At 41.4% G+C, this 15,101-nt stretch carries 17 protein-coding genes; 14 read left to right on the top strand and 3 right to left on the bottom strand.

The features are described from left to right. The first annotated feature begins 14 nt into the window (after nt 1-14). From mnmG to MHH61_RS08805, 6 genes are all read left to right on the top strand, one after another. Entirely contained in the window at nt 15-1,901 is a 1,887-nt protein-coding gene (gene mnmG / locus MHH61_RS08830; RefSeq protein ID WP_125587579.1) for a tRNA uridine-5-carboxymethylaminomethyl(34) synthesis enzyme MnmG, read from the top strand. 13 nt (nt 1,902-1,914) lie between these two features. Then, nucleotides 1,915-2,634 (top strand): 16S rRNA (guanine(527)-N(7))-methyltransferase RsmG, encoded by a 720-nt coding sequence (gene rsmG / locus MHH61_RS08825; protein WP_024424068.1) that lies wholly within the window; start codon nt 1,915-1,917, stop codon nt 2,632-2,634. A 105-nt stretch (nt 2,635-2,739) separates the two neighbouring features. Beyond that, a complete protein-coding gene (gene noc / locus MHH61_RS08820; protein WP_024424067.1) occupies nt 2,740-3,615 on the top strand; it encodes a nucleoid occlusion protein in 876 nt (291 codons plus the stop codon). 98 nt (nt 3,616-3,713) lie between these two features. Next, on the top strand, nt 3,714-3,848 hold the full coding sequence (locus tag MHH61_RS08815; protein WP_254964772.1) for a hypothetical protein: 135 nt from the start codon (nt 3,714-3,716) through the stop codon (nt 3,846-3,848). 212 nt (nt 3,849-4,060) lie between these two features. Then, on the top strand, nt 4,061-4,822 hold the full coding sequence (gene soj, locus MHH61_RS08810; protein WP_008360890.1) for a sporulation initiation inhibitor protein Soj: 762 nt from the start codon (nt 4,061-4,063) through the stop codon (nt 4,820-4,822). Further along, a complete protein-coding gene (locus MHH61_RS08805) occupies nt 4,815-5,669 on the top strand; it encodes a ParB/RepB/Spo0J family partition protein (protein ID WP_024424064.1) in 855 nt (284 codons plus the stop codon). The genes soj and MHH61_RS08805 overlap by 8 nt, the downstream gene beginning before the upstream one ends. Nucleotides 5,670-5,694: 25 nt before the next feature. On the opposite strand, the gene yyaC is transcribed toward MHH61_RS08805, so the two are convergent. Then, entirely contained in the window at nt 5,695-6,321 is a 627-nt protein-coding gene (yyaC, locus tag MHH61_RS08800) for a spore protease YyaC (RefSeq protein WP_024424063.1), read from the bottom strand. A 72-nt stretch (nt 6,322-6,393) separates the two neighbouring features. On the opposite strand from yyaC, the gene MHH61_RS08795 reads away from it, so the two are divergent. Next, a complete protein-coding gene (locus tag MHH61_RS08795) occupies nt 6,394-7,449 on the top strand; it encodes a hypothetical protein (RefSeq protein WP_125587578.1) in 1,056 nt (351 codons plus the stop codon). Nucleotides 7,450-7,474: 25 nt separating this feature from the next. Here the strand turns inward: MHH61_RS08795 and MHH61_RS08790 are convergent, their stop codons facing one another. Then, complete coding sequence (locus MHH61_RS08790) at nt 7,475-7,885, bottom strand: hypothetical protein (protein WP_024424061.1); 411 nt, start codon at nt 7,883-7,885, stop codon at nt 7,475-7,477. 15 nt (nt 7,886-7,900) lie between these two features. Next, nucleotides 7,901-9,220: a hydrolase gene (locus MHH61_RS08785; protein WP_125587577.1), complete on the bottom strand. Its 1,320-nt coding sequence runs from the start codon at nt 9,218-9,220 to the stop codon at nt 7,901-7,903. Nucleotides 9,221-9,515: 295 nt separating this feature from the next. On the opposite strand from MHH61_RS08785, the gene MHH61_RS08780 reads away from it, so the two are divergent. The 7 genes from MHH61_RS08780 to opuFB all read left to right on the top strand — a co-directional run bounded on the left by MHH61_RS08780 (nt 9,516) and on the right by opuFB (nt 14,972). Beyond that, nucleotides 9,516-9,722 carry a DUF951 domain-containing protein gene (locus MHH61_RS08780; RefSeq protein ID WP_008347561.1) on the top strand — a complete coding sequence of 69 codons (207 nt, stop codon included), beginning with the start codon at nt 9,516-9,518 and terminating at the stop codon, nt 9,720-9,722. A gap of 216 nt (nt 9,723-9,938) precedes the next feature. Further along, nucleotides 9,939-11,039, top strand: a complete 1,101-nt coding sequence (gene ychF, locus MHH61_RS08775; RefSeq protein WP_024424059.1) for a redox-regulated ATPase YchF — start codon at nt 9,939-9,941, stop codon at nt 11,037-11,039. A gap of 108 nt (nt 11,040-11,147) precedes the next feature. Next, complete coding sequence (gene rpsF / locus MHH61_RS08770) at nt 11,148-11,435, top strand: 30S ribosomal protein S6 (RefSeq protein ID WP_024424058.1); 288 nt, start codon at nt 11,148-11,150, stop codon at nt 11,433-11,435. 36 nt (nt 11,436-11,471) lie between these two features. Continuing rightward, complete coding sequence (gene ssbA, locus MHH61_RS08765; protein WP_007497456.1) at nt 11,472-12,014, top strand: single-stranded DNA-binding protein SsbA; 543 nt, start codon at nt 11,472-11,474, stop codon at nt 12,012-12,014. A gap of 40 nt (nt 12,015-12,054) precedes the next feature. Beyond that, on the top strand, nt 12,055-12,294 hold the full coding sequence (gene rpsR / locus MHH61_RS08760; protein WP_008359105.1) for a 30S ribosomal protein S18: 240 nt from the start codon (nt 12,055-12,057) through the stop codon (nt 12,292-12,294). Nucleotides 12,295-12,496: 202 nt separating this feature from the next. Beyond that, entirely contained in the window at nt 12,497-13,462 is a 966-nt protein-coding gene (locus MHH61_RS08755) for an ABC transporter ATP-binding protein (RefSeq protein WP_125587576.1), read from the top strand. After that, nucleotides 13,455-14,972, top strand: coding sequence for an osmoprotectant update ABC transporter permease/substrate-binding subunit OpuFB (gene opuFB / locus MHH61_RS08750; protein WP_125587575.1), 1,518 nt, complete (start codon nt 13,455-13,457; stop codon nt 14,970-14,972). The genes MHH61_RS08755 and opuFB overlap by 8 nt, the downstream gene beginning before the upstream one ends. Nucleotides 14,973-15,101: the final 129 nt, after the last annotated feature.

The raw sequence follows: 15,101 nt of genomic DNA, 5'->3' as shown, positions 1-15,101 counted from the left end.
GAGGAACATAAGAAATGGGTTATGAAGCTGGCAATTATGACGTAATCGTCGTGGGTGCCGGTCATGCTGGAGTTGAGGCTGCTCTTGCTTCTGCAAGACAGGGCGCCAAAACACTTGTATTGACTATCAACCTCGATATGGTTGCTTTTATGCCATGTAATCCGTCCGTAGGCGGCCCCGCAAAAGGGATTGTCGTCAGAGAAATTGATGCTCTAGGCGGAGAAATGGCGCGAAATATAGATAAGACGCATATTCAAATGCGCATGCTGAATACGGGGAAAGGACCTGCTGTCCGTGCGTTAAGAGCGCAAGCAGATAAGTTCCAATATCAGCATGAAATGAAAAAAACAATGGAAAATGAACCAAACCTGACAATGCTGCAAGGTATGGTAGATCATTTAATTGTAGAAGATAATGAATGTAAAGGTGTTGTTACTCAAACGGGGGCTAACTATCGTGCAAAGTCTGTTGTATTAACGACAGGGACTTTCTTAAAAGGCCGCATCATTTTAGGAGACTTATCGTATTCAAGTGGTCCAAATAACCAGCAGCCTTCCATTAAATTATCGGATCATTTAGCAGAACTAGGATTCGATTTGGTTCGCTTTAAAACAGGAACACCTCCTCGAGTGAATAGCCACTCGATTGACTATAGTAAAACAGAAATTCAACCAGGTGATGATGTCCCGCGGGCATTCTCCTATGAAACGGTTGAATATATTACTGACCAGCTGCCATGCTGGTTAACATACACGAGTTTAGAGACTCATCAAATTATTGATGAGAATCTTCACCGTTCTCCAATGTATTCAGGTATGATTAAAGGAACTGGCCCTAGATACTGCCCGTCCATTGAAGATAAAGTGGTTCGTTTCAATGATAAACCGAGACATCAAATTTTCTTAGAGCCAGAAGGTCGTAATACACAGGAAGTTTATGTTCAAGGATTGTCTACAAGTCTTCCGGAGGATGTACAGCAGCGCATGCTTTCAACCATCCCAGGACTCGAGAATGTTCAAATGATGAGAGCGGGTTATGCCATCGAGTATGATGCGATTGTGCCTACTCAGTTGTGGCCTACACTTGAGACGAAGAAAATTTCTGGATTATATACAGCCGGCCAAATTAATGGTACGTCTGGTTATGAGGAAGCAGCAGGTCAAGGGATTATGGCAGGTATTAATGCAGGAAGAAAAGCATTAGGTAAAGAAGAAGTCATTTTAAGCCGATCTGATGCATATATCGGTGTCCTCATCGATGACCTTGTCACAAAAGGAACAAATGAACCATACCGTCTCTTGACATCACGTGCTGAGTATCGTCTACTTCTACGTCATGACAATGCTGATTTAAGATTAACTGAACTTGGCTATCAAATTGGATTAATTTCTGAAGAAAGATTCCAAGCATTCCAGCAGAAAAAAGAAGCCATTGAAGCAGAGAAAAAACGTTTATATTCTGTCATCATTAAACCTACAGCAGAGACTCAAGAATTTATTCGTTCACTCGGTGGAAGTGAGTTGAAGGACGGCATTCGTGCAAGTGATTTAATGAAGCGTCCGGAAATGAATTATGAATCTGTTGTGAAATTAGCTCCTGCTGAAACACCGCTTCCTCCTGATGTGTGTGAGCAGGTAGAGATTCAAATTAAATACGAAGGTTATATTGAAAAGTCACTCCAGCAAGTTGAAAAACTGAAAAAGATGGAGAACAAAAAGATTCCTGATCGTATTGATTATGACGCCATCAAAGGGATTGCAACTGAAGCGAAACAAAAGCTGAAAGAAGTCCGACCGCTTTCTGTTGCACAGGCTTCTCGTATTTCAGGCGTTAACCCTGCTGATATTTCTATCCTTTTAGTATATTTAGAGCAGGGGCGTATTGCGAAGATAGCAGAATAGAAAGGATGTCGGCATGAACATTGAACAATTTACAGCAGCACTAGAGGAGAAAGGGATCACTCTTTCTCCTGTGCAGCTTGAACAATTTGAAACCTACTTCCGCATGCTTGTAGAATGGAACGAGAAAATGAATTTAACGTCCATTACTGAAAAGGAAGAAGTGTATTTAAAGCATTTTTATGATTCAATATCAGCAGCATTTTTTATTGATTTTCACAAAGTGACGACGATTTGTGATATTGGAGCTGGTGCTGGTTTTCCAAGCATTCCTCTTAAAATTTGTTTCCCTCATCTACATGTGACCATTGTTGATTCTCTTCAGAAACGAATTACGTTTCTCAATGAGTTAGCAAAAGGATTAAACTTACAAGATACTACTTTTTATCATGATCGTGCGGAAACGTTTGGACAACGTAAGGAAAAGCGTGAAAGCTATGATCTTGTCACTGCTAGAGCAGTTGCACGTTTATCCGTCTTGAGCGAACTATGTCTGCCTCTAGTGAAAAAGGAAGGATTGTTTGTTGCCTTAAAAGCATCTGCCGCTGATGAAGAAATGCAAGCAGGGAAAAAAGCTGTCACTGTTCTCGGAGGAGAGGTTGTTGAAAAGCATTCCTTTGTTCTTCCTTTAGAAGAAAGCGAACGGAACATCATTGTCATTGAAAAGAAAAAGCAAACACCAAAAAAATATCCTAGAAAACCAGGAACACCTAATAAATCACCAATAGAAGGTTGATCATGTAAAAGGTCGGTTTTTCTTCAATATTTATGATTTTACAGAAGGAAAAAACATGAGAAAATAGAATTATAAAAAGGTAGTTTTTAAAGGTGGTGTAGGTTCATGAAGCATTCACTCTCACGCTTCTTCGGGCTTGGAGACAAAGAACATCCTGAGCGTGAAACCGAAATAGAGGCAGAGATTGCTGAGCATGATACATTAAAGGAAGAGATACAGGAGCTCCCGGTCGACACAATTATGCCAAACCGTTTTCAGCCACGCACCATTTTTTCAGAAGAAAAGATACAAGAGCTGGCCACGACGATTCATACCCATGGCATTATCCAACCGATTGTTGTTAGACCAACAGAAGAAGAAGGAAAATATGAACTGATCGCCGGCGAAAGACGTTGGAGGGCGGTACAGACTCTTCAATGGGAGAAAATCCCCGCTATTATAAAAGATTTTACTGATACGGAAACGGCATCTGTGGCATTGATTGAAAATTTGCAAAGAGAAGAGCTGTCTTCTATTGAAGAGGCTCATGCTTATGCACGTCTTTTAGAGCTTCATGATTTAACACAAGAGGCGCTTGCTCAGCGTTTAGGCAAGGGACAATCAACTGTTGCAAACAAATTAAGACTTTTAAAGTTGCCTGAAGAGGTACAACAAGCCATTTTAGAGAAAAAAATCTCTGAAAGGCATGCACGTTCACTTGTGCCCCTAAAGCTTCCAGAATTACAAATCGCGCTATTGCAGGAAATCATCGAAAAGCAGTTGAATGTGAAACAGACTGAAGAGCGTGTAGTGAAGATGCTTGAACAAAAAACGGATCGCAAACCGAAGCCAAAACGTAAGGCGTTTAGTCGTGATACACGAATTGCGATGAATACCATTCGTCAGTCTCTCCACATGGTAGAAGACAGCGGACTTAAAATAAATACCGAGGAAGAAGAGTTTGAGGAATATATCCAATTAACGATTCGAATTCCTAAATAGAAAAAAGCTGATGAGCGCCTCTCGTCAGCTTTTTTTGTAAATCTTTTTATTATCATTTGTTATTTACTGTTTGCTTTTGCAAATGAAATGATAAAAACATGATGAAACAAAGCGGTATGTCTAAAGAAGTGACTGTACAGCATTCGCACCAAGAGGGAACGATCCACTTGATGATTGCTGAAGCTGATCCGAAGAACTATGACTTGTGGACAAACAATAACCCAGCCTTGTGAGCAAATGCCGTACAATTGAATTCAGACATCCAAAAAGATATATCAATATACTTTTTCGATGCGTTTTCATTCTTCCTTTTATGTACGAAAAGGCACATTCACCGACGAATTTATAATAGGGAAACAAAAAAAGCAAACGTTTCATACTTTTTTTGATAGAATAGAAAGTATGAATGAATGAGAAACTTGTTAAGTTGAAAGTGGGTGACATCGTGGGAAAAATCATAGCGATTACCAACCAGAAGGGCGGCGTCGGGAAGACGACAACTTCTGTTAATTTGGGTGCGTGTTTAGCATACATAGGCAAACGAGTGTTGTTAGTTGATATTGATCCGCAGGGCAATGCCACGAGTGGTATTGGGATTGAGAAAGCCGACGTAGAAAAGTGTGTGTACGATATTTTAGTTGATGATGCAGATGTTCTTGATGTGATTAAGACGACAGAGGTCGAAAATCTTGATGTCATTCCTGCGACAATACAGCTTGCAGGGGCTGAAATAGAGCTTGTGCCTACAATCTCACGTGAAGTGAGGCTGAAGAGAGCACTTGAATCTGTTAAGCAGAATTATGATTATATGATTATTGACTGCCCGCCATCACTTGGACTGCTGACGATTAATGCGTTAACTGCATCCGATTCCGTTTTAATACCAGTTCAGTGCGAATATTATGCGCTTGAAGGATTGAGCCAATTGTTAAACACAGTTCGTCTCGTGCAGAAACATTTAAATACCGATCTTGCCATTGAAGGTGTCTTGCTGACAATGCTTGATGCCCGAACAAACCTTGGGATTCAGGTAATCGAAGAAGTGAAGAAGTACTTTAGAGATAAAGTCTATCAAACCGTCATTCCGAGAAATGTGAGGCTGAGTGAAGCGCCTAGTCATGGAAAGCCGATTATCTTGTATGATCCACGTTCAAGAGGTGCAGATGTCTATTTAGACTTAGCAAAGGAAGTGGATGCGAATGGCTAAAGGTCTTGGAAAGGGTATTAATGCACTATTTAACAATGTAGACTCAAATGAAGAAACGGTTGAAGAAATCAAATTAAAGGATTTGCGCCCGAATCCGTATCAACCAAGGAAAACGTTTGATGATGATGCATTGTCTGATCTGAAAGAATCGATTCAGCAGCACGGGGTTTTACAGCCGATCATTGTTCGTAAATCGATTAAAGGATATGACATAGTAGCAGGAGAACGCCGTTTCCGCGCAGCACAACAAGCTGGTCTGACAACAATTCCTGCAATCGTTCGAGAGTTTTCAGAAACACTGATGAGAGAAATTGCCCTCTTAGAAAACCTACAGCGTGAGGATCTATCTCCACTAGAGGAAGCGGAAGCATATGCTTCCTTGCTGGATCATCTAAGTGTGACGCAAGAGGAATTAGCGAAGCGATTAGGGAAAAGCAGACCGCATATTGCGAACCATCTCCGTCTGTTGACTTTACCGGATGACATCCAAAAGCTGATTGCAAATGGAACGTTATCAATGGGACATGGCCGCACATTGCTCAGCTTAAAGAACAAAAAGAAGCTGGCGCCTTTGGTAAAGAAAATCGTGGATGAGGGGTTAAACGTACGACAGGTTGAAAAACTTGTTCAGCAGTTAAACGAAAATGTTCCACGTGAAACAAAGAAAAAAGAAGCACCAAAGGATCGAGTGTTGAAAGAAAGAGAGTCTTTCTTACAAAACTACTTTGGTACTTCCGTGACGATCAAGAAACAGAAGAAAAAAGGGAAAATTGAGATTGAATTCCTCTCGAATGAAGATTTAGAAAGAATCCTTGAATTGCTTTCTACGAGGGAATCATCAGAGTGACCATCTTGATATGAGATGGTCTTTTTTATATTCTTCCAGTGATATTTTGAATAGGGGTGAAGAGAGACCGGCTTTTTTCTCTCGTCCAATCCATTTGGTCAATGTGAGATAGACTTTCAGAAAGTGTATTGGCCATAGACATGACAAGATGAAGACGTGTGTTTTGGAGGACGAAGTATTCCATGAAACCACTCACATTGACGATCCCATTAATATGAATATCTCCTACCTCTGGCAGCTCCTTTTGGACACCAGCTCCAGGCTTTAACGGACCATCTCCAATTTGGAAGGAACCGACACTTTTCACTCTTCCTAAACAGGCATCAACCGCTACAATAAACGGGTGTTTATGAGCTTGTTCAATTTCAGCGAGTTTTTCTTTTAAATTGACCGCATGCACTGGGTCAGAGAGTGTTCCATATACATGAAGCTTTTTCAAATCCAGACCTGAAAGCTTTGTACCAACAAGTGGACCTAGAGAGTCGCCAGTTGAGCGGTCTGTTCCAATACAGACGATGGCAACGGGTCTTTTTCCTGCTTTCTGAAGATGCGAGAATAAAATACTTTTAAGCTGTTGAATGGCGTTTGTATCCGTATGGGACACGTATTCTTTTACCCTATTTCTAAAAAAAAGACCGTTCTTGCTATTCATAGGTCTCACTTCCTTGTCATAGTAGTTAGTATCAGTATACGGAAACAAGCTTAATTCTATACCTATGAGGTGATGATTGTGTGGAAGGCTGGTTCAAGGTGGACGCTTTTAATTTTAGGAAGCTTAATAGGAGCGGGATATGCTTCCGGCCAGGAAATTTGGCAGTTTTTTGGCATTGATAGCGGACTAGCCATTCTACTGTTTACATTGATGTTTATGCTGTCTACCTATGTGGTGTTAAAAATCAGTTATGAGGTGCGTGCCGATCACTTTGTGCCAGTGCTGGAACGGCTTGTCGGTCCATGGCTGGCTAAGGTGTATGACGTTTTAATTGTCCTATATTTATTCACGACAACGACGGTCATGATTGCCGGCGGCGGGGTGACTCTTGAGATGTATCATGTGCCTTTTTGGATTGGCATCGGCGCGTTTTGTTTGTTTTCATTTATGATTTTTTTCTGGGATGTGAAAGGGCTTTTATCTGTGAATGCTTTCATTATACCAATTTTGGTGGCGGGGCTCATCTATGCGTTTGTTTTTTATTATATGAATCATGATCATATGTGGCGTATTGATTTTGGGCATCAGTACAATTGGCCTGCCAGCATTGTCTTTGCTTCTTTGAATATATTATCTGTCGTGGCAGTGCTGTCTTCGGTTGGGAAAGAAATGAAGGGGCTTGGGGAAGCCAAGGTGGCGAGTATATTAAGCGGTCTTATTTTTGGTGTCATCTCGTATGTGTATAACGAAATACTGGTTGATATTTCTGGAAGCCTTTCATCAGAGGGAATTCCTTTGTTTACAGTATTAGAAGGGGCGCCGACTTCTTTGTTTGTGTTTATGACCGTTGTCCTTTGTCTAGCAATTTATACGACGACGGCAGCGGGTTTATTTGGATTATCAAGCCGGATGCTTTCTTTTGTACGAATGCCTCGCTGGCTGGTTGTATTGGTGATGCTTCTTTTGATGGCTCCTTTAACATCTCTTGGATTTGCTGATTTGATTGCTTTCTTGTATCCAATTTATAGTTTGTTGAATCTTTATTTGCTCGTCTGTTTAATGCTGTATCCGATTTTAAGTAAAAAGATATTTTCTCGTCCTAAAAATTATATTGATAAAACAAAATAAGCACCTCTCTTTTTTAGAGCTGTGCTTATTTGATCTGAATTGAATCAATAGCTTCTTTGATATCATCATAGACAGGCATTTGCTTGAGACGCTGGAGGCGATCCTCTAATTCTGAAATGGCCTGTCCCTTTAAATGCTGGGAAATGTGTTGTTTGACAATGGTCGTCTGGTTTATCATGTCTTCTGTTTTAGCCAATTGATACTCCAAGTGCACGCGAGTATTTGCTAATTCGTCGTGCAGCCGCATTTTGAGCAGCCGTTTTAGATCTTTTCGCTGTCCTTCTCTGCGCATGGCCTGAATGGCGGCCATTTCTTCTGGAGACTGTGTTTGTGTGTGTGGTGCCGATTGATTTTCGAATACAGACATGGAGCGGCGGGCACTCACATTTTGCAAGAAACGCTGGGCGTCACTAGGAGGCTTATTTTGATTGATCATGCGATGACTCCTTTCTTAATGAATACCCATTTGCATTGCAAGGCGTCTATCTGCCTTGGCGTAGTCATCACCCATTGTGTACATATGTCTTGAAAGAGCAGAAAGCTCTTGTTCGTAATCCCTCAGGGTGTACAAGGCATTCAGCTGTTTTTCGTGTGAATAAAAGGAGGAATGCGACTGTTCCATCCTCACTTCGTCTACCAGTGCTTCCACATCACTATGACTTAATAAATCATAGTGGCCAAAGCCTACGAGTCCTTTAAGCTCTTGTTTTACATGATGGACGGCGTCTTTTACACTTTCATCAATTCCATCGATTTTTTCAAATACAGTGTGCACTTCATGTTCAATAATGCTTTGCAGATCATAGGATGAATTTTTTAGTAAATGGGATTTTATGATAATTTCAAGTCCGCTTTGTGCATATGCACGTCCAGAATGAATTTCTTGCAGCAGCATGGCTGTAAAACTTGTATTATGATCAAGCTGTTCATCTAAAATACGGGCAGACCCATTTGGATGGAACGAATATCCATTTGCTTTGAATTCACCTGAAACGAGAGCTAAAAAAGCATTTGTATCAAAGGATTCGTTCCATTCTATATTCATAGATGCAAAAGCTGATTTTAAAAAGGTGTCAATTTCCCTTTTTTTGTATTTAACGGATTCTTGGACTGAGTCTTGCTGCCGTGGCGGTACGGTGTACTTGACTTGCCCAACTCCTTGATCATGACGATTGAGTAAACCGACGTAATGACTAGGCTGAATATATTCAGTCAACATGCGTTTATATTGACCTTGCTGCGCCTTTTGCTGAATCGAAGGCGATAGGCTGCTCCATATATTTGGGCTGTCAAAGGTAACGGCTTTTTTGACAGCTGGCTGTTCTGTTGCAATATAAGCACAAACAGCACCGGCAAGTGCTTGTCCAGTGAGGTGGATACCTGCATTCGGATGCTTCTGACAGACTTTCTCTATGTATTCCTTCCCTTTAAAAAAGACATGGTCTTGATTGCCGTCAAGGGACTTTCTTTCAATTGGATAGGCATAGTCTGTTTTGAGCAATGACTGTGCCACGTTGTGTACATCTTGCTTAGATGTCACCCTCGTTTGATGTGGCAGCGGACAGTGAAAAGCGACGATGAATTCATCTGATTGTTCCGGCTGTATCGTTAAACCATATAATTTTTGGTCGATCTTTAGAAAATCGTGGACAGTGAGTGTTTGCTGACCAATTTCTATCGTATGGTGCTGCTGGTAATTGTCGATATTTCCAGCATGATCGGATATGATTTTATATTCTTTATCAGTTAATCTATCCTTTCGATTGACCATCGTACCTGCTCCCTCACATAACATTTATGCAGATATCATAAATCAAAAAATATGGAAAAACCACCGCGTTCTACCAATAAAAACCTTTTGACCTACAGTGTTTGTGACAATATTGAAAAAAAACGGAGTTTAAGTAACTATTGGTCACAAATAAAATGATCTAAAAGAAGGGTTTTTTCTCTAAAAAAGAATAGGATGAACGATTGAAAGAGACTCTTTGTTTTGTGCATTGCCCTTCATCGCCGTTTTTTTGTACAATAGATTCAATGAAGTGAGCAAGGAGAGGTGAAGGCTGATGGCAGACAAAGCGTTTGGGTTACATGATGTTGTAGAAATGAAAAAGCCCCATCCATGTGGTGCCAATCGGTGGAAGGTCATTCGTTTGGGCATGGATATCCGTATTAAATGTGAAGGCTGCGGACACAGCGTGATGATCCCAAGAAGAGATTTTGAACGAAAAATGAAGAAAATTCTCGTCAAGCATGAGGAGCCAACTGCTTAAGTAGGCCTCATGCTTTTTTTATTAAATTTGTCTTTTCTACAGCAAAGCCAGGTGCATTATCTCGTTTTGAAGCATTGATTTATTCTTTTTAACGATGTTTCTTCTATTGAAAATGCATGATGGTTAGCTTGTCTTTTCATGTAAACCTACTTATAATTGCTCTAGGTTCATATTACGCAGTATAACGAGCACGTTTGATATAGAGGAGATGAAAGAATGGCTTTAACAGCTGGTATTGTTGGCTTACCTAACGTCGGGAAGTCAACGCTATTTAATGCAATTACACAGGCTGGAGCGGAGTCTGCTAACTATCCGTTTTGTACTATTGATCCAAACGTCGGAATTGTAGAAGTTCCTGACGAGCGTTTACAAAAGCTAACAGAATTGGTGCAGCCGAAAAAGACAGTTCCCACTGCTTTCGAATTCACTGATATTGCGGGTATTGTCAAAGGTGCATCTAAAGGTGAAGGTTTAGGGAATAAATTCCTTTCTCATATTCGACAAGTAGATGCGATTTGTCACGTGGTTAGAGCTTTTGCAGATGATAACATTACACACGTAGCTGGTAAGGTTGATCCTGTGGCAGATATTGAAACGATTAATCTCGAATTGATTTTGGCTGATTTAGAAACAGTTGAAAAGCGTTTAGCTCGTGTGAGTAAGCTTGCAAAACAAAAGGACAAGGAAGCAGTAGCTGAATTTGAGATTTTGTCGAAGCTAATGAACGCATTTGAGGCTGGGAAATCGGCAAGATCTGTAGAATTTACTGATGAGCAGCAAAAGCTTGTGAAACAGCTTCATTTACTCACATCTAAACCAGTCCTTTATGTAGCAAATGTGAGTGAGGATGAAGTAGCGGATCATGAGGGCAACGAATATGTGCAGCAAATCCGTGAGTTTGCTTCTGGTGAAAACGCTGAAGTTATCGTCGTTTGTGCGAAGATCGAGTCTGAAATTGCAGAGCTTGAAGGAGAAGAGAAGCAAATGTTCCTTGAAGAGCTTGGTATTAATGAGTCAGGGCTTGATCAGCTAATTAGAGCATCTTACTCTCTTCTAGGATTAGCTACGTATTTCACAGCAGGTGAGCAAGAGGTACGTGCTTGGACATTTAAAAAAGGAATGAAAGCGCCAGAATGTGCTGGAATCATTCACACAGACTTCGAGCGTGGATTTATTCGTGCTGAAACGGTTGCGTATGAGGATTTACTAGCTGGCGGAAGCATGTCTGCTGCTAAAGAAGCAGGAAAAGTTCGTCTAGAAGGTAAAGAATATGTAGTGAAAGATGGAGACGTCATTCATTTCCGTTTTAATGTATAGGTTCTTGTCATAGGCCAAGTAATTTGTTATAATATACAATTGTGAGTAATATAATTTATTGCTCCTTGCCCGTTTAGGGCCGCTTAGACCAAAAGGAGGTGCAATCAGATGAGAAAGTACGAAGTTATGTACATCATCCGCCCAACAGTTGACGATGAGGCTAAAAAAGCAGTTATCGAGCGTTTCAATAACGTGTTAACTTCTAACGGTGCGGAGATCACTGGAACAAAGGATTGGGGTAAACGTCGTCTTGCATACGAAATCAACGATTTCCGTGACGGTTTCTACCAAATCGTAAACGTTCAATCTGACGCTGCAGCAGTTCAAGAATTTGACCGCTTAGCTAAGATCAGTGACGATATCATTCGCCACATTGTTGTTAAAGAAGAAGTATAAATCATTGAAATATATATTTAAAGGTGGTCTTTCAATATGCTAAACCGTGTTGTATTGGTCGGAAGACTAACAAAAGACCCTGAGCTTCGCTACACGCCTAATGGTGCGGCTGTAGCCACGTTTACTCTAGCTGTGAATCGTACGTTTACGAATCAATCTGGAGAGCGTGAAGCCGATTTCATTAACTGTGTTACTTGGAGAAGACAAGCCGAGAACGTGGCTAATTTCTTGAAAAAAGGAAGTCTTGCCGGTGTAGACGGTCGTTTGCAGACAAGAAACTATGAAAATCAGCAAGGACAGCGTGTCTTCGTGACAGAGGTTCAAGCTGAAAGTGTTCAATTTCTTGAGCCTAAGAGCGGCGGTGCTGGTTCAGGTGGATACAGCGGCGGTGGCAATAGCGGAGGCCAGTATTATGGCGGTAGCCAAAACGATCAGAATCCATTTGGAAATGAACCAAGTCAAAATCCATATGGCAATCAAAACAACCAAAATCGTAATCAGGGAAATAGCTTTAATGATGACCCATTTGCGAACGATGGTAAACCGATTGACATCTCCGATGATGATTTGCCATTCTAATTGATCTGAAAAAATGACTAAAGGAAAGGTGTGAAAACAAATGGCAGGTGGACGCAGAGGCGGTCGTGCGAAACGTCGTAAAGTATGTTTCTTTACTTCTAACGGTATCACGCACATCGATTACAAAGATGTTGATCTTCTTAGAAAGTTTGTTTCTGAGCGTGGTAAAATTTTACCTCGTCGTGTAACAGGAACTAGCGCTAAGTATCAACGTAAATTGACTTTAGCGATCAAAAGATCACGTCAAATGGCATTACTTCCATACGTTACTGGTGAGTAAGTCGTTGACTTAAAAGCGGAGAGCCCCGAGCTCTTCGCTTTTTTTATTTTCCCCACTGTGAATCTCATCTATTTTTGCTAGAGTTGTTTTTGACACTCAACCGAAGGGAAGTATGTAAAAGTGACAGTTTATTCTATACAAATATGTGGTTGATCTGTCATATTGATAGTCTAGAAAATAATTGCAGTCAGGGCGTGGGAAGATGATTGAATTTAAAAAGGTATCGATGCAATTTTCCGATGAGCGCTATGCCGTTCAATCCGTTGATTTGGAGATTCAGAAAGGTGAGTTTTTTGTATTGATTGGACCTAGTGGCAGCGGGAAAACGACGACATTGAAAATGATCAATCGCCTCATTTCTTCTACAGAAGGTGAGATTTACATAAAGGGTCAAAAAATAAGTGATTATGATATGTATGAGCTGCGCTGGGATATCGGTTATGTTTTGCAGCAAATTGCGCTTTTTCCTCATATGACCATAGAAGAAAATATTGCTGTGGTGCCAGAGCTTAAACAATGGAGCCGGAATGAGACCAATCAGCGTGTCGATGAACTCATGTTGATGGTCGGGCTTGATCCTGCTATGTATCGGCATCGAAAGCCAGCAGAGCTCTCTGGTGGACAGCAGCAGCGTGTCGGTGTGGCACGTGCACTTGCAGCTGATCCTGAGATTGTCCTGATGGATGAACCTTTTAGTGCGTTAGATCCACTAACGAGGGAGAAATTGCAGGATGATCTGCTTGATTTGCAGCGCCGTATACAAAAAACCATTGTTTTTGTGACGCATGATATGCAGGAAGCTATGAAGCTGGGTGATCGGATTTGTGTGATGAATGAAGGAAAAGTAGTGCAGATCGGACGTCCTGAGGAGTTGGTTCAACATCCAGCCAATGCCTTTGTACAGGAGTTTGTTTCAGGGGCTGCCCGTCATGTGGGACATCAAGCTTTTGAGCTGGAAACCTTGGCACAACCGATAGCCCACGAAGCTCTTTTACCCTATGAGGCGGTCTCAGCACATGCCCCACTGGATGAAGTCTTGTCTCAATTGGCAAAGCACGAGGAATTGGCTGTTGAAAAGAATGGAGAGCGGATTGGACTAGTGAATCGTCAAGCAGTGATTCAGTATTTAGCTGATTCTCCTAAAGAGAGGGGCGAGTCACATGAATGATTGGACCCGTGTGTTATGGGAACGCAAAGAACAATTGGGACACGCCTTACTTGAGCATATTCAAATTTCTTTTATTGCTTTATTTTTAGCGATTTTGATTGCTATTCCATTAGGTATCTATTTAACGAGGGTTCCAAAGTTAGCGGAGTGGGTCATCGGGGTGACGGCCGTCTTACAAACGATTCCGTCGCTCGCACTTCTTGGCTTGTTGATTCCTCTAGTGGGGATTGGGCAAGTACCTGCGATTATTGCGCTTGTGGTCTATGCCCTACTCCCTATTTTAAGAAATACATATACAGGCATTCAGGAGGTTGATCCTTCTCTGAGAGAAGCGGCGCTTGCTATGGGGATGAATCATCGCAAACGGTTATTAAAGGTGGAGCTTCCTCTTGCCATGCCAGTCATCATGGCGGGTATCCGAACCGGGATGGTTCTCATTGTGGGAACCGCCACTCTGGCAGCACTGATCGGGGCTGGGGGATTAGGAAGCTTAATCTTGCTGGGAATTGATCGAAATGATATGTCTCTCATTGTCATTGGTGCGATACCAGCTGCCTTACTCGCTCTACTATTTGATGTGGTGCTGCGTACCTTTGAGAAAATTTCCTTTAAAAAGACTGTGATCTCTGTGACTGTTTTTGCTCTGATTGCAGGAGCAGTTGTCGCTGCCCCCGTGCTGTTTCAGCAAGAAAAGAAGGAAATCACCATTGGCGGGAAGTTAGGATCAGAGCCTGAGATTTTGATCTCGATGTATAAGCTTTTAATTGAACAGGATACAGATATTCAAGTGAACCTGAAGCCCGGTCTTGGTAAGACGTCCTTTGTTTTCCAGGCTTTACGCTCTGGTGATATCGATATTTATCCTGAGTTTACGGGTACAGCGATTTCTGAATTCCTCAAAGAAACAGCAAAAAGCACAGATAAAAGAAAAGTGTATGAGCAAGCGCGGCGTGGATTGGAATCGTCCTTTCAGCTTCGCCTTCTTGAGCCCATGGCATACAACAATACGTATGCTTTAGCCGTGCCGCAGTCACTGGCTGATCAATATGAAGTGTCCAACATTTCAGATCTAGGTAAGATCAAAAACCGCATAAAAGCTGGATTCACCTTAGAGTTTTCTGATCGTCAGGATGGGTATCGAGGCATTCAAAAAGCCTATCAATTTTCCTTTGACGATGTTGTGACGATGGAGCCGAAGCTACGGTATCGAGCGATTCAAAAAGGAGATATCAATTTAGTCGATGCGTATTCGACAGACAGTGAATTGAGACAATACAAATTAAAGGTCCTTAATGATGATCAGCATGTTTTCCCGCCATATCAAGGAGCACCGCTGCTCAGGCAGGAGACATTAACTGAATTCCCTGAGATTGAGACCTCTCTCAATAAGCTTGCGGGTCAAATTACAGACGAAGAGATGAGAGAAATGAATTATGAAGTCAATGTGAAGGGGGAGGATGCATTCCAGGTAGCGAAAGCCTATTTAAAAAAGAAAAAATTGCTGCAATAATCAAGGAAAAGCAGAGCTGTTTCATGCAAAACAGCTCTGCTTTTTTAAAAGAAAAACAAAAATCATTGACATTTACTTAAAAACATCATATCCTTAATTCGAGATAAATATATTTTTTTGATCTAATAT

Source organism: Bacillus sp. FSL K6-3154, from assembly GCF_040869395.1.
Taxonomy (GTDB): Bacteria; Bacillota; Bacilli; order Bacillales; family Bacillaceae; genus Bacillus; species Bacillus safensis.
Note: the sequence above shows the minus strand (reverse complement) of the source record. Positions and strands in the feature narration are given on the sequence as shown.